The sequence below is a fragment of the Streptosporangium sp. OZ121 genome (assembly GCF_051918885.1).
In the GTDB taxonomy this organism is placed as follows: domain Bacteria; phylum Actinomycetota; class Actinomycetes; order Streptosporangiales; family Streptosporangiaceae; genus Streptosporangium.
Genome location: NZ_JBPXMC010000053.1, coordinates 14,730 through 32,474, shown reverse-complemented (window position 1 = coordinate 32,474; position 17,745 = coordinate 14,730). Strand labels below are relative to the sequence as shown.

The following is a 17,745-nucleotide window of genomic DNA, read 5'->3' as shown; positions in this document are numbered from 1 at the left end:
TTGTTACGCGTCCACTGGGTGATGCGGCCGCCGTCGGCCGTGGACAGGTTGTAGACGTCCAGGGCCTTGCCGCTGGTCCGGTTGACCAGGACGTACCAGGCGTTGGTGTCGACGGTCGCCGCGGTCGCGGAGGAGGTGGCGACGGTGAGCAGGGCACCGGTGAGCACGAACGCCGCCATGGCTGCGATCAGCACGCGCAGGCGATTTCGCCTGAGAGGGCGCATGGTTCTCCCTTCAAGAACTTGTTAGCGTTAACATGACGATCGTGAAGCTGCCCGGAAGGTGGCGCACTGCCGGTCCGCGGCGCTCGACGAGGCGCTGATCGGGCCGACGCGCGGTACGTGGCCCCGGCGCGGCGGCCGGGGGGCCGGAAGGCCGTGGGAGCGGAACGACGACCGCCTCCCGCCGGCGGGCCCCGCGACCCGGTGAGAGGAGATGCGTCCGATGCTTCTGGGCCGGCCGGAGACCAGGTCCCGGCCGCCAGAAGTTGTTACCGCTAACATTTGAGGTTCGAGATCTTCATGGCTTGCTCCTCAGGGGGGTGATGTCGCGGAGTACATCCGACTGACCGGCCCACGTCAACGAGCCGCGGTCCTCGCTGACCTGCGCATTGCCCTCGGCACGCTTCCCTGCCTGGACGTTCGTCCGGAGAGAGATCACCTAACGGCGCCTGCGCAAGTGAAAGTTTCACAGAAGTTACGACTTGGCAACCATAAACTTCAGGCCGAATCCAACGAATGTTCGTGACCCGGCTGTCAGATGCGGCGGCCTCCCTTCCGGCCGGCTCCCGGCACCCGCCGGACCGGCGATCGGTTCGCCACGTGAGGTGAGGCGCCCGCGACGGCCGGGAGCAGCGAGAACGGTCATGATCGGGGAACGTGCGGCATCCCGGTACGCTCGCGATACGCCCCCCGTCCAAAGGGCCTCCGCCCCCGGCTCGGCGTCGGCCGCCGATCGAGACGGGCACCACGACGGCCGCCGTGGCGATCGGCGTGGTCCGGGCGGCCGCTCCGGTGGAGACGGATCGAGCCGGTCGCGGAGCCCTTCGCCCGCGACCGTGCGGTGGCTTTCCGGGGAGCCGAAAGCTTTTCTTGATCTTGCGTAAGTTTCTGGCGCGTGAACGGATTGACACCGCCGTGACGCGAACCTAGCGTTGATCGCGACGATGTTAGCGCAAACAGTGACGTTGAACGATCTTCATCGCCTTCCGGTCTCCGCGCCGACAGGCGATTCTCTGTTCTCGAAGGAGAGTCGCTCGCCATGACCTGGCCGGTCCGTGCCTCGCCACGGGTGGATGTCGCCCCAGGGTTCGTGCGGACTCCGGATCCTTGAGAGGGTGAAGGCTCCGGGACGTGCTTCGCCGCGACCGGTGGCCGGCGGCGGCGAAGCACCTGTGGATCAGGTCCGCGACAAGTCGCCGACCGTCACACGCCGGTGATGGTCCATTGGTTGTTGGTGCTGCTGTTCGGGGTCCACATGGCCACGGTGGAACCGGCGGTGCTGTTGCCCATGCCGTCCAGGGCCGTGCCGGTGCCGCGGTTGATGATCTGGTTGCGGCCGTTGCCCACGCTGTTGAGGCGCCACTGCTGGTTGTTGCCGCCGTTCCAGGCCGCCTGCCGGGCGACGGCGCCGTTGGCGGTGTTGCCCCAGCTGTCGATGACCATGCCGTTGGTGCGGTTGACGATGCGGTACCAGCCGCCGCCCAGATCGACGAGCTGCCAATGCAGGTTGGTGCTGCCGTCGTTGCTGTTCCACTGTTTGAGGTTCGACCCGGAGGCGACGTTGCCGCCGCTGTCCAGGGCCAGGCCGGTGGTCCCGTTGGTGATCCGCACGTAGGTGGGGGGCTGCTGCGGTGTGCCGGTTCCGGTGAGGCGGTACGTGCGGCCCGCCTGGCCGGTCAGCGCGACGACGTCGGACTCGGGCTTGGTGACGGTGACGGCGGCGCCGCTGTCGGCGTCGACCACCTGGTAGGTGCCGGTGAAGATCCGGTTGCGGACGTTGACGGTCCCGTCGCGGTCGAACCTGACGAGGATCTCGGTGGCCGCGCCCGAGCTCCACGTCGTGCCCACGGTGTAGCCGCCACGTCCCCGCAGGCCCTGCACCTTCCCGGCCGGCCAGGCGGACGGCAGCGCCGGGAGCACGTGCAGCTCGCCGTTGTGGCTCTGCAGGAGCATCTCCGCGATACCGGAGGTGGCGCCGAAGTTGCCGTCGATCTGGAACGGCGGGTGCAGGTCGAACATGTTCGGCGCGAGCCGGGCCGTCGTCACCAGGAGACGGATCAGGGTGTGCGCGCGGGCGCCCTCCTCCATCCGCGCCCAGTAGTTGATCTTCCAGGCGAGCGACCAGCCGGTCCCGTCGTCGCCGCGCAGTTCGAGGGTGCGCCGCGCGGCGGTGTACAGCGCGGGGGTGCCGCGCTTGGTGATCTGGTTGCTGGGGTGCAGGCCGTACAGGTGGGAGACGTGCCGGTGGGCGGGCTCGGTCTCGATCCAGTCGTACAGCCACTCCTGGATGTTGCCGCGCGAGCCGGTCTTCATCGGAGGGAGCCGGTCCCGGGCGGACAGGACCCGGGTTCGGAAGTCGGAGTCGACGCCGAGCGCCTGGCTGGCCTTGGCGCAGCCGTTGAACAGGTCGCGCAGGATCTGGTTGTCCATCGTGGGGCCGGCGCAGACGCTGACGCCGCTGTGGTGGGCCAGCTCCGGGGAGTTCGACGGGTTCGTGACCAGGAACCCGAGGCTCGGTTCCTGCACGAGGGTGTCGAGGAAGAACTGCGCGGCGCCCTTCATCGCCGGGTAGTACTGCTGGAGGAACGCGAGGTCGCCGGTGAAGGTGTAGTGCTCCCAGATCAGGGTGGCCAGCCACGCGCCGCCGGTCTGCCACATGCCCCAGAACGCGCCGTCGACGACGGAGGTGGCCCGCCACGCGTCGGTGTTGTGGTGGGCCACCCAGCCGCCGGCGTTGTACTGGACCTGGGCCGTGCGGGCGCCGGTGACCGCCAGATCGTTGATCATCGCGAACACCGGGTCGAAGCACTCCGACAGGTTCGTCGTGTCGGCCGGCCAGTAGTTCATCGGCAGGTTGGCGTTGATGGTGTACTTCGAGTCCCAGGACGGCGCCAGCGAGTCGTTCCAGATGCCCTGCAGGTTGGCCGGCTGGGTGCCGGGCCTGGAGGAGGAGATCAGCAGGTAGCGGCCGAACTGGAACAGCAGCACCGAGAACTGCGGGTCGTTGACGCTGTTGTGCTGCGCGATCCGCACGTCGGTCGGCTGGTCGGCCGCCGAGGTGCGGCCGAGCTCCAGCGTCGTGCGCCCGAACAGCCGCTGGTAGTCGGCCACGTGCCGGGCGCGCAGGTCGGTGAAGCTCCTGGCGGCGGCGGCGTTGAGATGCTGCCGTGCGATGCCCTGGTAGTCGCCGCTGACGTCGCGGTAGTTGCGGTAGCTGGAGCCGATGGAGATCAGCACCGTCACGCTGTTCGCGGCCGTCACCTGCAGCGTGCCGCCGGAGCTGCTGACGGTGCCGCCCTCGATGACGGCCTTGGCCAGGCCCTGGAACCGGACCGCGCCGGTCTTGCCCTCCATGTTGCCCGAGACGCCGCTGAGCGCCACCGTCGTGCCGTCCGGGCTGGATCGCGTCGTCTGCTGGGGGCTGTCGAACGTCGCGGAGAAGGTGATCGAGCCGCCCCTGTCGGCGGTCAGGCGCATGACGATCACCTGGTCCGGCGCGCTCGCGAACGTCTCGCGCTGGTAGCGCACGCCGTTCTTCAGGTACGACACCGTCGTGGTGGCCGTGGTCAGGTCCAGGTAGCGGTTGTACTCCGAGACCCCGGAGGTGTTGCCGAAGGCGAGCCGCAGGTTGCCGACGGTCTGGTAGGCCAGCTGGCCCGCGGGGCTGCCGAGCATGTTCTGGTCGATCAGGGTCTGGGCCTGGCTCCACTGGTTCTGGAAGACCAGCTGCCGGATCTGCCCGAGCGCCCCCGCGCCCCGGGTGTTGCTCTGGTCGTAGGGGCCGCCGGCCCAGACGGTGTCCTCGTTGAGCTGCAGCCGCTCGGTGTCGACGTTGCCGAACACCATGGCGCCCAGGCGGCCGTTGCCGATCGGGAGAGCGCGCAGCCAGTCGGTGCCGGCACTCTCGTCGTACCACAGCGCCAGATCGCCTGCGGCGGTCACCGCGGGAGGGGGCGCCGAGGCGGCTCTGGCGGCCGCCGTCCACTGCAGGGGTAACAGCATGGAGCCGGCTCCGGCTGCTCCGATCTGCATCAGTCGCCTGCGTGACAGGTGGTTCTCGTCGGACATGTCGTTCCAATCGGTAGGGGGTGTGGCACCTGGAAGTGCCGCGGCGGAGGAACGGGAAAGGGGTGGCTGGGGCGGGTTACTCCTGGACTTTGCCTCCGGTGAGACGGGACAGGATGAGGGCGATGAGGATGATGGCGCCGTTGAGGGCCTGGATCCACTGGGCGGGCACGCCGGCCAGGGTGAGGACGTTCTGGATCATGTAGAGGAGCAGGATGCCGGTGAACGCGCCGAACATGGTGCCCTTGCCGCCGTTGAGGCTGACGCCTCCGATGACGGCCGCGGCGAACACGGTGAAGATGGCGCCGTCGCCCTGGGCGGCGGCCACCGAGGCGAGGCGTCCCGACAGCAGCAGGCCTCCCAGGGCGGCGAGCAGGCTGGCGCCCACCAGGGCGGTCCACAGCACCCGGTCGGTGCGGATGCCGGCCGCCCTGGCCGCGTCCACGTTGCCGCCGAGGGCGTACAGGGCGCGGCCGTAGCGGGTGAAGCCGAGCAGCACGATGCCGACGGCGAACAGCAACAGGCACAGCCAGATCGAGGCGGGCACGCCGAACCACAGGGCCGAGCCGAGATAGAGCATCGACGGCGGCAGGTTGAAGAAGGTCTGGCCGCCGGAGATTCCGGTGAGCAGGCCGCGCAGCACGATCAGCATGCCGAGGGTGACGATGAAGCCGTTGAGCCCGAACCGCACGATCAGCAGAGCGTTGATCACGCCGATCAGCACGCCGACGGCCAGGGTGACCGGGATCGCCCAGGCGCCCGACAGCACGCCCAGCCCGGCGCCCGAGCCGACCGCGACGGTCAGCCAGGCGGCCACACCCGGCGCGAGGCCGAACGTCGACTCCAGCGAGAGGTCCATCTTGCCGGCGACCAGGACGAGCGTCTGCGCCATGACCAGCAGTGAGATCTCCGACATGGTCTGCAGGATGTTGATCAGGTTGTCGCCCTGCAGGAAGATCGGGTGGACGATCTGGCCGACAACGGCGATCACGATGATCGCGGGGATCAGCGCGAGGTCGCGCAGCCGGGCGAGCCGCACCCGTGGCCGTTCCCGCAGGGGAGCGGCACTCTCCGCGGCGGGCGTACGGGTTTTCTCAGGCATCGGGGGCACAGGGGGCATCGAGCCGGACTCCTTCCATGGCCGCCACCACATCGTGGTCGTGCCATCCGGCGGCCATCTCCGCGACGAGACGGCCCTGGAACATCACCAGCAGCCGGTCGCACAGCCGCAGGTCGTCGATTTCGTCGGAGGCGATCAAAACGCCGCTCCCTTTCGAGGCCGTCTCCTCGACCTTGCCGAGCAGGAACTCCTTGGACTTCACATCCACCCCGGCGGTGGGGGTGATCAGCACGAGCACCCGGGGGTCGGAGGCCAGCGCCCTGGCCATGACGACCTTCTGCTGGTTGCCGCCGGACAGGCCCATCACCGGCAGCTCGGGGCCGGGGGTCTTGATCGCCAAGTTGTCGATCAGGGTCCTGGCCAGCCGGTCGCGCCGCCGGCCACTGATCAGACCGGCCTCGCCGAGCCGTTCGGGGACGGTCATGGTGGCGTTGTCGGCGATCGACATCATCGAGACGAACCCCTGGTGATGCCGGTCCCGGGGGACGAAGCCGACGCCCGCGGCGAGCGCGTCGGGCACGCTGCCGGGGCGGGGACGACGTCCGGTGATCTCGATCGTGCCCGAATCGGCCGCGCGCAGCCCGGCGACGGTCTCGGCCAGTTCGGTCCGGCCGCTGCCGGCCGCGCCCGCCAGGCCGACGATCTCGCCGGCCCGGACGTGGAAGCCGATCTCCCGGTAGGCGTCGCCGTACGACAGGTCGCGCACGTCGAGCGCCATACCGGCGTCGGCGGGCACGGCCGCCCGGGGGAGCGGCGCGGTCAGGCCGGTGGCCTCTCCCGCCATCGCCGCCACCAGTTCGGTGTGCGTCAGGTCGGCCACCGCGGTGGTCAGGATGTGCCGGGCGTCGCGGAAGACCGTGACCGTGTCGCAGATCTCGTAGATCTCCTGCAGGTGGTGGCTGATGAACAGGAAGGTCACCCCCTGTTCCTGCAGGGCGCGGATGCGGGTGAACAGCCGGGCGATGGCGGCGGCGTCGAGCTGGGCGGTCGGTTCGTCGAGGATGATGAACCGGGCGCCGAAGGACAGCGCGCGGGCGATCTCCACGAACTGCCGCTGCTCGACGTCCAGCTCGCCGGCCGGCAGGCGCACGTCGACGTCCACCGACCAGGTGGCGAGCAGCGTGGCCGCCTTGCGCCGCAGCGCGTCCCAGCGGACCAGCCCGAACCGGTTCAGGTCGTGACGGTTCAGGTAGAGGTTCTCCGCCACGGTCAGCTCGGGGATGATCGTGGACTTCTGGTAGACACAGGCCACCCGCTGCCGCCAGGCGTCGCGGTCGGCGAGGCGCGGGGCGGGGTCGCCGCCGAACCGTACCTCGCCCTCGTCGGGGGGCGCCAGGCCGGTGAGGATCGAGACCAGGGTGGACTTCCCGGCCCCGTTGCGGCCGACCAGGGCGTGAGTCCGGCCGGGCATGATCCGTATTCCGGCGCCGTCCAGCGCGACGGTCTCGCCGTACCTCTTGGTGACGCCCACCGCCTCGACGAGAGGCGTGGTCGTCTGGTCAGCCGCCAAGGTTGTTTCCCCATAGCGAGGAGTCGTCCGACTTGACGCTCTGGACGTCTCCGTAGGTGCCGCCGTCGGCGGTCACCAGGGGCGCGGAGAGCTGGTCCTCCAGCAGGCCCGGTCGCACCTGGATGATGTTGCTGTCGTGGTCGGTCGGGCCGGGCTGGAACGTCTTGCCGTCGATGGCGGCCTTGGTGTACTCCAGCGCGTACTTGGCGTACTGGTCGGCCGGCTGCGAGACGGTGGCGTCGATGTTGCCGGCGGCGATCTCCTTCAGTTCCTGGGGGATGCCGTCGTTGGAGACGACGAAGACGTGCTTGGGGTCGCTCGGGGGGACCAGCAGGCCGCGCTGCTTGAGCAGCTGGAGGGTGCCCGCCAGGGCGAAGCTCGACTGCATGTAGACGCCCTTGATGTCCGGGTTGGCGGTGAGCTGCGTCTGGAGCTTCTGCGAGGCGAGGGCGCCGTCCCAGTTGGTGGCCTCGCCGAACACCGTGATGTCCGGGTAGTTGGCCTTCATGCACTCGTTGAACGCCTCGGTGCGGTCGCGGCCGTTGATGGAGGCCAGGTCGCCCTGGAGCATCACGACCTTGCCCTTGCCGGACAGCTTCTCGCCGAGGAACTTGCACGCCTTCTCCCCGTACGCCCGGTTGTCGGCGCGGACCACCATGTAGGCGTCGCCCTGCTCGGGGCGGGTGTCGACCATGACGACGGGGATCTTCTTGGCGGTGAGCTGCTGCAGGGTGGGGGCCACGGCGGCGGTGTCCTGCGGCGCCAGCACGAGGCCCTTGACGCCCTGGCTGACGAGACTCTGCACGTTGGCGGTGAGCTTGGCGATGTCGTTCTGCGAGTTGGAGGTCTTCAGGTCGAGACCGTTCTCGGCGCCGAACTGGGGGACGTACTTGATGAAGGAGTTCCAGAAGTCGGTGTCCGAGCGGGGGTAATCCACTCCGACGACCGGCTTTGCGTCTCCCGGGGCGGCCGTGCCGGTGCCGGTGCCCGTGCCGCCGTCGCCCCCGCACGCGCCGGTCAGCCCGGCCGCCAGGGCGAGGGCCGTTCCCAGGGCGAGTCCTCGGTTCATGGTCGTTCCTTTCCTGTGCTGGGCCGCAGCCGCAGTCCGTGCATGCCGCCGTCCACGGCCAGATCGGTGCCGGTGGTCGAGGCGGCGAGAGGGCTCGCCAGGTACGCGACGGCCTCGGCCACCTCGTCCGCCGAGACCAGACGGCCCATCGGCTGACGGGCGGTGAGCGCCCGGCGTTCCTGTTCGGGATCGGTGGCGGCCTCCAGCAGCCGGTTCACCCACGGGGTGTCGGCGGTGCCGGGGTTGACGCAGTTGACGCGGATGCCCTCCGCGACCAGGTCGGCCGCCATGGCCCGGGTCATGGCCAGTACCGCGCCCTTGGTGGAGGAGTACAGGACCCGGCTGGGCAGCCCGGCGGTCGCCGCGATGGAGCAGGTGTTCACGATCGCCGCGGCCCGTGACGCCCGCAGGTACGGCAGCGCCGCCCTGGCCACCCGGACCATGCCGAACACGTTGACGTCGAAGACCCGGCGCCATTCGTCGTCGTCGTTGTCCTCGATACCGCCCTGGGCTCCGATTCCCGCGTTGTTCACCAGGACGTCGATGCCGCCGAGCCGGTCCGCGGCCTCGGCCACGGCGGTCCGCACCGACGCGTCGTCGGCCACGTCGGCCCGCAGCCCGAGCAGGGGCTCGGGCACGCCGGGGGACAGGTCGAGACAGGCCACGCGGGCCCCGCGCTCGGCCAGCAGGGTGGCGGTGGCCAGGCCGATGCCGGAGGCGCCACCGGTGACGACGGCCGTGAGCCCGTCGAAGGCGCCCATCACACCACCTCTCCGGCGGCGAGGGCCGTGTCGGCGCCTGTGCCGGCGCCGGTGGCCCACCGGGGGCCGTGCGGGTAGGCGTACTCGGCGCGCGAGGCCGGACGCATCTCGCCGCCTCCGCCCGGTTCGAGGGGAGCGACGTACCGGCCGTCCCTGATCACCACCGGGTCGGTGAAGTGCTCGTGCAGATGGTCGATGTACTCGATGACGCGGTCCTCGGTGGTGCCGCTGACGGCCACGTAGTCGAACATCGCCAGGTGCTGGACCATCTCGCACAGGCCGACGCCGCCCGCGTGCGGGCACACCGGCACCCCGAACTTGGCGGCCAGCAGCAGGATGGCGATGTTCTCGTTGACCCCGGCGACCCTGGCCGCGTCGAGCTGCAGGATGTCGATCGCGCCCGCCTGCAGGAACTGCTTGAACATCACCCGGTTGTGGGCGTGCTCTCCGGTGGCGACCTTGATGGGCGCGACCCGCTCCCGGATGGCGGCGTGGCCGAGCACGTCGTCGGGGGAGGTGGGCTCCTCGATCCAGTACAGGTCGAACTCGGCGAGCGGGGCCAGCCGTTCGATCGCCTGGCCGACGTTCCACGCCTGGTTGGCGTCCACGGCGATGCGCACGTCGGGGCCGACCGCCTCGCGGGCCAGCCGCACGCGCCGCACGTCCTCGGCCGGGTCGGCGCCGACCTTCAGCTTGATGAGGCGGAACCCGTCGGCGACCGCCTCCTTGGCCAGCCGGACCAGCTTGTCGTCGGTGTAGCCGAGCCAGCCGGGGGTGGTGGTGTAGGCCGGGTAGCCCTCGGCGAGCAGGCGCGCCCGGCGCCCGGCGCGGCCAGGCTCGGCGTCGCGCAGGATGGTCAGCGCCTCCTCGCGGGTGAGCGCCTCCTCCAGGTAGCGGAAGTCGACGACGTCGACGATCTCCTCCGGCGACAGCTCCGACAGCAGCCGCCACAGCGGTTTGCCCGCCCTGCGCGCGCGAAGGTCCCACAGGGCGTTGAGCACGGCTCCCGCCGCCATGTGGATGACGCCCTTCTCGGGGCCGAGCCAGCGCAGCTGGCTGTCGCCGGTGAGCCGGCGCGACACCCCGCCGAGATCGCCGAGCACCTCGGCCACCGGTCGTCCGGTGACCAGCGGCGCCAGCGACTCCACGGCGGCGACGGCGATCTCGTTGCCGCGCCCGACGGTGAAGGCGAGCGCGTGCCCTTCCTGCCCGCCGTCGGTCCGCACGATCACGTAGGCGGCGGAGTAGTCGGGCTCGGGGTTCATGGCGTCGGAACCGTCGAGGTATCGAGAGGTCGGGAACCGGATGTCGTGGGCCTCGACCGCGGTGATCAGCTCCGTCACGGTGACCCGCTCTGGCGATACGTGCGCACGAAGGTCTACCTCCAGCGGATGTTTCCGGAAGGTGAAGGGATCTTCACCACATGGACATGGGATGTCTTTGTAATCCTCTCGATGTGATGTGTCTAGACCTTCTGGCGAAATACCGTAAATATGATGAATTGGCTGAATATTTCAGGCCTTGTCGCACATGAGTGGTCCATGATTCCCTTGCGGTGGATCGCCCTTTCACGCGAACATGGGATGTCTGTTATGTTCCCGCGGTGAACAGCGCACCGATCGAGCGACTCCACGACCGGAGGCCGTGCCCATGTCCCTGACCGACGAGGCGATCTCCCGTATCCGGGCACTCGTCCAGTCGGGTGATCTTCCCCCCGGGGCGCGGCTGCCCCCGGAGCACCAGCTCGCCGCCCAGCTCGGCGTCTCCCGCAACGGGTTGCGCGAGGCGGTCAAGGCGCTGGTCGTGGCCCGGGTGCTCGACGTACGGCGGGGCGACGGCACCTATGTGACCAGCCTGGAACCGCGGTTGCTGCTGGAAGGGCTGGGGCTGGCCGTCGAGCTGTTGAGCGACGACACGCTGCTGGAGATCGTCCAGGTGCGGCGGATGCTGGAACCCGCGGCGACCGCGCTGGCCGCGTCCCGGATCTCCGCCGACCAGCTCGCCGAGATCGGCGAGCACCTGGCCGCGATGCGCGCGGCCAGCGACGACGTGGAGAAGCTGAACCACCACGACGCCGCCTTCCACCGCGCCGTGGTGCGGGCGACCGGCAACGAGACGCTGTCCACCCTGCTCGACGGGATCTCCGGCCGCACCCTGCGGATGCGGGTGTGGCGCGGCACGGTCGAGACCGGCAGCTCGCACAAGACCATCGCCGAGCACGAGGCGATCTACAACGCCCTGGCCGCCGGTGATGCGACGCTCGCCCAGGCGGCGGCGCTGATGCACATCGGCACGACCGAGACGTGGTTTCGCTCGGTGCTCGAGAACGTGGAGGCCACCTCGGCCGGGGCCGACGGCGATCAGGACCCGGCCGGTACTAAGATCGCCGACGGGCTCTGGCCGGAGCTCGGCGGTGAGGAGACACGATGAAGATCCGTTTGGCCTACGGGGAGACCGGTCTGACGGTCGAACTGCCCGACGAGGCCACCACGGTGGTGACTCCCGTCCACCACGCGGCCGCGCCCGACCAGACGGGCGCGCTGCGGGCGGCTCTGCGCGACCCGGTGTCCGGGCCGCCGCTGCGCGAGAGGGTACGGCCCGGCCAGACCGTCGCCATCTCGGCCTGCGACATCACCCGCCCCCAGCCGCGGCACCTGATGATCCCGGCCATCCTCGACGAGCTCGACGGCGTCATCGACCTCGACGACGTGACCGTCCTCGTCGCGACCGGCACCCATCGCGGCAACACCGAGGCCGAACTGCGCGCGATGTTCGGCGACACGGTCGTGGACTCCGTGCGGATCGTCAACCACGACGCCCGCGACCCGGGATCGCTCACCTACCTCGGCCGCTTCGGCAAGGACGTGCCGGTGTGGCTGAACACCGCCTGGGTCGAGGCCGACGTGCGGATCACCACCGGTTTCGTGGAGCCACACTTCTTCGCGGGCTTCTCCGGCGGGCCCAAGCTGGTCGCCCCCGGCCTGGCCGCGCTGGAGACCGTGCTCACCCTGCACGACGCCGCGCGCATCGGCGACCCCCGGGCCACCTGGGGAGTGATCGAGGGCAACCCCGTGCACGACGACGTGCGGGCCATCGCCGAGGGCACCGGGGTGACCTTCGCCCTCGACGTGATCCTCAACCGGGACAAGGACATCGCGGCGGCGTTCGGCGGCGACATCCTGCCCATGCACGCCGCCGCCACCGCCGCCGCCCGCCGGGTCGCCATGCGAGAGGTCGAGGCGCCCTTCGACGTGGTGGTCACCACCAACTCCGGTTACCCCCTCGACCAGAACCTCTACCAGGCGGTCAAGGGCATGTCGGCGGCGTTCCAGGTGGTCCGGCCGGGCGGCGTGATCGTCTGCGCCGCCGAGTGCCGCGACGGCTTCCCCGACCACGGCTCCTACCGCGAGGTGCTCGCCTCGGAGTCCTCCCCGCGGGCGCTGCTCGACGCGATCGCCGCCCGGCCGGTGACCGTCCCCGACCAGTGGCAGGTGCAGATCCAGGCACGCATCCAGGCGGGCGCGCGGGTGGTGATGCACACCTCCTACCTCGGCGACGCCGACCTGGCCACCGCCCACCTGGAACAGACCGGCGACATCGCGGCCACGGTGACCGAGGCGCTGGCCGCCGCCGGGCCGGGCGCCCGCGTGTGCGTGCTGCCGGAGGGCCCGCAGACCATCCCCTACCTGTCCGGCGGCCGGGCATGAGCGAACGCTCGGTGGTGGACCTGGGGTTCGCCCGGGTCGACGTGGACCGGGAGGCCCGCCAGGGGACGCCCGAGGTCGTCTACGGGCCGGGCAAGACCGCCGAGGAGATCGCCGGCATCGTCTCCGCCCTGCTCGCCCGCAACACCGGCCCCGTGCTGGCCACGCGGGTCGAGGAGGCGGTCGCCGGGCCCGTCCTGGCGGCCGTGCCGGGCGGATCCCACGACCCGGTGGCGCGGCTGCTGGTGTGGCGGCCGGCCGCGACCGGGTCCTTCGCGGTCGCGGTGGTCACGGCGGGCACGTCCGACGGGCCGGTGGCGGCCGAGGCGGCGGCCGTGGCCCGGGCGCTCGGGCTGGACGTCACCGTGGTCCGCGACGTGGGAGTGGCGGGAATCCACCGGCTGCTCGCCGAGACCGGGCGGCTGCGCGCGGCGGACGCGGTGATCGTCGTGGCGGGCATGGAGGGCGCGCTGGCCAGCGCCGTCGGCGGCCTCGTGGCGGCGCCGGTGATCGCCGTGCCCACCTCCGTCGGGTACGGCGCGGCCCTGGAGGGCGTCACCGCCCTGCTGGCGATGCTGTCCTCGTGCGCCGCCGGCCTCACCGTGGTCAACATCGACTCCGGCTTCGGCGCCGCCATGGCCGCTCACCGTCTCGCCCACACCGCCACCCGCCGCGCCTCCCCGTCCCCGTCCCCGCCCTCCCCGTCCCCGGCGGGCGCGGAGGCGGCGGGGCAGGAGGTAAGGCCGTGATCTGCTGGGTCAACCCGTTCACCGGGCTGGCGGGGGACATGCTGCTGGCGGCGCTCATCGACGCCGGGGCCCCGCTGGACGGCATCCGCGCGGCGGTGGGATCGACCGGTCTCACCGGCTGGGAGCTGACGGCCGGGCGGGCGGTCAGTCACGGGCTGACGGTGACCCGTGTACGGGTCGTGGTCACCGACACGGCGACCGAGCGGCGGGCGGCCGAGCTGATCTCCATGGCCGGGGCCGCCCGGCCGGAACCGGTCGCCACCCTCGCCACCGCCGCGCTGCGGGCGATCGCCGAGGCGGAGGGCCGGATCCACGGCACCGACCCCGGCCGGGTGCACCTGCACGAGCTGGGCGGCCACGACGCCCTCGTGGACATCGTCGGCGTGGCCGCCGCGCTGCACCTGCTCGGCGTCACGGCCGTGCACTGCGCCCCGATCCCCCTCGGAACCGGCACGGTGACCACCCGCCACGGCGTGCTGCCCGTACCGGCCCCCGCGACCGCCGCCCTGCTGCGGGGGGCCCTGGTGGCCGGTAGCGACCTGCCAGGGGAGACCGTGACCCCCACGGGGGCGGCGCTGCTGCGCGCCATGGGAGCGCGATACACCCCGCCGCCGGCGATGACCCCGGTGGCGACCGGCTACGGCGCGGGCACCCGGGAGCTTCCCGACCGCCCGAACATCGTCGCCGTCACCGTCGCCGAGCCCGCCCGCGGCGCCGGCACCGAGCCCCTGGTCGTCCTGGAGACCAACCTGGACGACGTCACCGGCGAGGTGCTCGGCCACACGATCGCCCGGGCCCTCGACGCCGGCGCCCTGGACGCCTGGGCCACCCCGGCCACCATGAAGAAGGGCCGGCCGGCGCACGTGCTGCACCTGCTGTGCCGCCCTCCCGCCGCACCGGCCCTGCGGGACCTGCTCCTCGCCGAGACCGGCGCGCTCGGCGTGCGTGAGGTCGCGGTCGAGCGCACGGCCCTGCCCCGGCACACCACCGAGGTGGACCTGGCGGGCCACCGCGTGCGGGTCAAGCACGGACCCCACTCGGCCAAACCCGAACACGACGACGTGGCCGCCGCCTCGGCCGCCCTCGGCCTGTCCCTGCGCGAGACGGCCGCCCGGGCGCTGCGGCTGTTCCACGAACGGCCCCCTACGCGAGAGAGATCGGGATGACCTTCGATGCCAAGATCACCGCACTGCTCGACCGGTTGACGCCCCTGCCCTCGCTCGCCGTCGCCTTCTCCGGCGGAACCGACTCCGCGCTGGTGCTGGCGGCGGCGGTCCGGGCACTCGGGACCGGGCGGGTGCTGGCGGTGACGGCGGTCTCCGACAGCCTGGCGGCCGAGGAACTCGACGCGGCCCGGCGGTTCGCGGCCTCCCTCGGCGTACGGCACCTGCTCCCGGCCACCGCCGAGATGGCGAACCCCGCCTACCGCGCCAACGGCCGCGACCGCTGCTACTTCTGCAAGTCGGAGGTACTCGACGTGATCGGCCGGGTGGCGGCGGAGCACGGCGTCGCACACGTCGCCACCGGCACCAACGCCGACGACGCCGCCGACCCGTTCCGGCCGGGGATCAGGGCCGCCGACGAGCGTGGGGTGCTCGCCCCGCTGCGCGACGCCGGCCTGACCAAGGCCGAGGTACGGCGGGCCGGCAAGGCGTGGGACCTGGTCACCTGGGACAAGCCTGCCGCGCCCTGCCTGGCCAGCCGGGTGGCCTACGGCGTGGAGGTGACGCCGGCCCGGCTGCACCGGATCGAGACGGCCGAGCGTGCGGTGCGCCGCCTGCTGGCCCGGGCCGGCCTGCCGGTCACCGACCTGCGGGTACGAGACCTCGGCGACCGGGTGCGAGTGGAGGTGGCCGCCGACCTGACGCCCCGCGCCGCCGGCCTGACCGGCCTGACGTCCGCCGTGCGCAAGGCCGGCTTCCCCGGTGCCCAGGTGGAGGTGGCGGCCTTCCGCTCCGGAGCCCTGAACATGGAGCCGCTACGCCCGTGACCGGCCGGGGACGCCCCGCGCAGCGGGATCGCCCGTACGGCCTCCTGGTGCCCGGGAGGCCGTACGGGCCGGTCACGGTCCGGCGGACCCGGGCCGGCTCGCGGTGAGGCCGTCGAGGCCGGACCGGCGCGTCACGCCGGCGGCGTGGGAGATGGTGATCGACCCGGCGTCCCACCTTCCCGCGGCGGGTCGGGCGCGGTCAGCGTCAGCGACCTGTCCAGGACGTAACCGGTCTCGCCGGCCTGGAAGATCACCGTCGCCCTGACGGGGGCGTGGCCGGCCGGGGTCGTGGACGACCCGGGTGCGGTGATCCTCCACGTCTCGGTGTCCGAGGCGCCGGGCGGCAGCACGCGTCTCACCGGCCTGCCGGCGCGTTCGGCCCGGCAGCCCTCGGGGACGGCGATCGAGACGGTCAGCCCGGTGACCGGGCTGTCGCCCAGGTTCGTCACCGTGGCGGTGACGGTGGCCGGATCACCGGCGCTCACGGTGCCCGGATCGGCCGCGAGGAAGGCACCGGCCGGGGGGCGCCGCGGGTCGGGGGCGCCGCGGTACGGGCCGGTGGGGCCCGCGTTGTAGATCACCCGGCTGGCCTCGATCGGGAGGTTGCCGCCGGTGACGACGACGTTGCCGCGGACGACGTTGCCGCGGTCGCCGTCGGCGATGCCGGTGATGGCGGGGTTTGTCACGTAGTTCCCGGTCAGCGTGAGGTCGCCGGTGTGGTTGCCGTTCTGGATGTTGGCGTGCGCCCACGGTCCCGCGGTGTCGAGGAACACGTTGCGGCTCACGCTCAGGTACCGGGAACCCTCGTCGAAGTACAGGCCGAACTGCCCGCTGCTCTCGCAGTGGTTCTCGTCGATGACGCCGCCGGGTATCGCCGAGAGCGTGTAGACGCAGCTCGCCTCGGACAGCGCCTGCACGACGTCGCGCACGTGGTTGCCCACGACGCGGACGTCGCTCAGAGTGGTCGGCGTGCCGTGGACCGGCCGGAAGTCGTAGAGCCCCCGGGCGAGATAGTCGGGACTGCCTCCCGGGTCGTCGGCGCCCCAGCCGTAACCGAGCCCGATGCCTATGTAGGGCATGTCGGAGACGTGGTTGTGCTCGATGGCCAGCCGCGTGACATAGCTGGCGAGGATCGCGGCCTGATCCAGGTACTCGAGCGCGGTCGCGTGGACGCGGTTGTCCCTGAGCACGATGTCGCTGTTGACCATGCGAGGGTCGGACGGGTGGTGCGCGTCGGGGCGCACGCCGCCGACCACGATGCCGCCGCCGGAGCTCGCGGTGAACGTGCTCCCCACGACCGAGACCCTGTGCGCGCCCAGTCCCACGCCGGTGGCGTGGGCGCCCGCGTCGTTGCCGATGCCGAGCCCGACGGAACCGAGGTTGACGAAGGTACAGCCGACGAACGCGATGTCGTCCGCCGCCGACACCTGCACCGCCGCGGCCGCCTGCTCCCAGCCCTCACGGGAGGCCTCGAATCCCGTGCAGCCGATGGAGCACGAGGTGAACGCGTCGGCCGGCCGGTGGGGCTGGACGCCGCTGACGAACACGCCGGTCTGCTGGTTCGCGTACCCGTCGGGCGAGCCGGGGCGCAACCACGTGGTGCCGGTGAAGGTCAGGCCCTCGAACCGCAGGCCGCGGGCCGGCTCGTCGTAGGTGCCGCCGACCTGGAGCAGCGTCTCCAGCCGCGGCAGCTCCACCCGCGCGCGCGAGAGGTCCTGCCCCGGGAGCGGCTTGTAGTAGAGCGTTCCCGCCGCGGGGTCCAGATACCACTCGCCCGGCTCGTCCAGGAAGCTCCTGGAGTTGAGCAGGAAGAACCTCGGCGTGCGGAACGGAGCCTGGACGGTGTCGTAGCCGTAGGTGTTGTTGTCCCAGGCGGGCTGCCGCATGACGACCGTGGAGCCGGAGATGCTCCGCACCGGCGCGAACCGGTTGGTGAACGTCAGCGTCGCCTGGAAGTCGATGCGCCCCTGGTCGGGCAGGGCGGCCAGGTAGGCGAGGTCCGGGTTGTCGATGGTGAAGCCGGTCGGGGTCAGCGTGATGTCGCCGCGTGCCAGCTCGATCCGCGCACGCCGTGCCGGGATCCCGTCGACGTAGAGCTGCCGGCTGTCGAATCCGGTGCCGACGTGGGCCCGGTAGACGCCTGCGGCTGCGCCGTCGGGGTCGTCGGGCTCCCAGCCGGTGACCGGCTGGGAGCCGCTCAGCACGGGCGTGGCCCCGGGCGCCGCCTTCCAGGTCACGGTGTGCCCGTTCCTGCCGGAGTCGGCGGCGTCGAGGCGCAGCGGCGAGGCCGGCCGGTAGGTCCCGTCCAGGAGCAGGACGGTGACGTCGCGGTTCCCCTCGGCCGCGGCCTCGCGCGCCCGCCGCCGCGCCTCCTCCAGGGTCGCCAGCGGCCGGTCCGTACTACCCGGCCCCCCGTCGTCGGCGTTCCCGGCACCGGGGGGCGCGACCACGATCGTGTGGCCCGCCCGGACGGCTTCCGCCCGGGTCGCGACCGATGTACGTCTGTGCGGCACGGGTGACGGGCACACGTGCGCTCCCTTCTTCCGGTCAGGGACG

Annotated in this window: 13 protein-coding genes; 5 read left to right on the top strand and 8 right to left on the bottom strand. The window is 71.7% G+C overall.

The window, feature by feature from the left end:
- The 7 genes from ACTOQ1_RS42020 to ACTOQ1_RS41990 all read right to left on the bottom strand — a co-directional run.
- Positions 1-224 (bottom strand): RICIN domain-containing protein (locus ACTOQ1_RS42020; RefSeq protein ID WP_440074064.1); only part of this gene is annotated, 224 nt, incomplete at its 3' end.
- Between the two features lie 1,200 nt (positions 225-1,424).
- Positions 1,425-4,289, bottom strand: coding sequence for a glycosyl hydrolase family 95 catalytic domain-containing protein (locus ACTOQ1_RS42015; RefSeq protein WP_440074062.1), 2,865 nt, complete (start codon positions 4,287-4,289; stop codon positions 1,425-1,427).
- A gap of 76 nt (positions 4,290-4,365) precedes the next feature.
- Entirely contained in the window at positions 4,366-5,388 is a 1,023-nt protein-coding gene (locus tag ACTOQ1_RS42010; protein ID WP_440074060.1) for an ABC transporter permease, read from the bottom strand.
- A complete protein-coding gene (locus ACTOQ1_RS42005; RefSeq protein WP_440074058.1) occupies positions 5,381-6,916 on the bottom strand; it encodes a sugar ABC transporter ATP-binding protein in 1,536 nt (511 codons plus the stop codon). Before ACTOQ1_RS42005 ends, ACTOQ1_RS42010 begins: the two co-directional genes overlap by 8 nt.
- The gene (locus tag ACTOQ1_RS42000) at positions 6,906-7,985 is read right to left on the bottom strand and encodes a sugar ABC transporter substrate-binding protein (protein ID WP_440074057.1); all 1,080 of its coding nucleotides are present in this window, start codon (positions 7,983-7,985) and stop codon (positions 6,906-6,908) included. Before ACTOQ1_RS42000 ends, ACTOQ1_RS42005 begins: the two co-directional genes overlap by 11 nt.
- Positions 7,982-8,746, bottom strand: coding sequence for an SDR family NAD(P)-dependent oxidoreductase (locus ACTOQ1_RS41995; RefSeq protein WP_440074056.1), 765 nt, complete (start codon positions 8,744-8,746; stop codon positions 7,982-7,984). The genes ACTOQ1_RS42000 and ACTOQ1_RS41995 overlap by 4 nt, the downstream gene beginning before the upstream one ends.
- Complete coding sequence (locus ACTOQ1_RS41990) at positions 8,746-10,089, bottom strand: enolase C-terminal domain-like protein (protein ID WP_440074054.1); 1,344 nt, start codon at positions 10,087-10,089, stop codon at positions 8,746-8,748. Before ACTOQ1_RS41990 ends, ACTOQ1_RS41995 begins: the two co-directional genes overlap by 1 nt.
- 307 nt (positions 10,090-10,396) lie before the next feature.
- Here ACTOQ1_RS41990 and ACTOQ1_RS41985 point away from each other — a divergent pair, with 307 nt between their 5' ends.
- Genes ACTOQ1_RS41985 through larE form a run of 5 tightly spaced genes read left to right on the top strand, consistent with a single transcriptional unit; the run spans position 10,397 to position 15,189 of the window.
- The gene (locus ACTOQ1_RS41985) at positions 10,397-11,176 is read left to right on the top strand and encodes a FadR/GntR family transcriptional regulator (protein ID WP_440074052.1); all 780 of its coding nucleotides are present in this window, start codon (positions 10,397-10,399) and stop codon (positions 11,174-11,176) included.
- The gene (gene larA, locus ACTOQ1_RS41980; RefSeq protein ID WP_440074051.1) at positions 11,173-12,453 is read left to right on the top strand and encodes a nickel-dependent lactate racemase; all 1,281 of its coding nucleotides are present in this window, start codon (positions 11,173-11,175) and stop codon (positions 12,451-12,453) included. The genes ACTOQ1_RS41985 and larA overlap by 4 nt, the downstream gene beginning before the upstream one ends.
- Positions 12,450-13,199 (top strand): nickel pincer cofactor biosynthesis protein LarB, encoded by a 750-nt coding sequence (larB, locus tag ACTOQ1_RS41975; protein ID WP_440074050.1) that lies wholly within the window; start codon positions 12,450-12,452, stop codon positions 13,197-13,199. Before larA ends, larB begins: the two co-directional genes overlap by 4 nt.
- Positions 13,196-14,365: a nickel pincer cofactor biosynthesis protein LarC gene (gene larC / locus ACTOQ1_RS41970; protein WP_440074048.1), complete on the top strand. Its 1,170-nt coding sequence runs from the start codon at positions 13,196-13,198 to the stop codon at positions 14,363-14,365. Before larB ends, larC begins: the two co-directional genes overlap by 4 nt.
- Positions 14,362-15,189, top strand: coding sequence for an ATP-dependent sacrificial sulfur transferase LarE (larE, locus tag ACTOQ1_RS41965; RefSeq protein WP_440074046.1), 828 nt, complete (start codon positions 14,362-14,364; stop codon positions 15,187-15,189). The genes larC and larE overlap by 4 nt, the downstream gene beginning before the upstream one ends.
- 131 nt (positions 15,190-15,320) lie before the next feature.
- Here the strand turns inward: larE and ACTOQ1_RS41960 are convergent, their stop codons facing one another.
- Positions 15,321-17,702 carry an NEW3 domain-containing protein gene (locus ACTOQ1_RS41960; protein WP_440074044.1) on the bottom strand — a complete coding sequence of 794 codons (2,382 nt, stop codon included), beginning with the start codon at positions 17,700-17,702 and terminating at the stop codon, positions 15,321-15,323.
- Positions 17,703-17,745: the final 43 nt, after the last annotated feature.

Bases quoted from the DNA above. Each gene is read 5' to 3' on its own strand.
- ACTOQ1_RS42015 (WP_440074062.1), bottom strand. From the start codon at position 4,289: ATGTCCGACGAGAACCACCTGTCACGCAGGCGACTGATGCAGATCGGA.
- ACTOQ1_RS42010 (WP_440074060.1), bottom strand. From the start codon at position 5,388: ATGCCTGAGAAAACCCGTACGCCCGCCGCGGAGAGTGCCGCTCCCCTG.
- ACTOQ1_RS42000 (WP_440074057.1), bottom strand. From the start codon at position 7,985: ATGAACCGAGGACTCGCCCTGGGAACGGCCCTCGCCCTGGCGGCCGGG.
- ACTOQ1_RS41995 (WP_440074056.1), bottom strand. From the start codon at position 8,746: ATGGGCGCCTTCGACGGGCTCACGGCCGTCGTCACCGGTGGCGCCTCC.
- ACTOQ1_RS41985 (WP_440074052.1), top strand. From the start codon at position 10,397: ATGTCCCTGACCGACGAGGCGATCTCCCGTATCCGGGCACTCGTCCAG.
- larA (WP_440074051.1), top strand. From the start codon at position 11,173: ATGAAGATCCGTTTGGCCTACGGGGAGACCGGTCTGACGGTCGAACTG.
- larB (WP_440074050.1), top strand. From the start codon at position 12,450: ATGAGCGAACGCTCGGTGGTGGACCTGGGGTTCGCCCGGGTCGACGTG.
- larE (WP_440074046.1), top strand. From the start codon at position 14,362: ATGACCTTCGATGCCAAGATCACCGCACTGCTCGACCGGTTGACGCCC.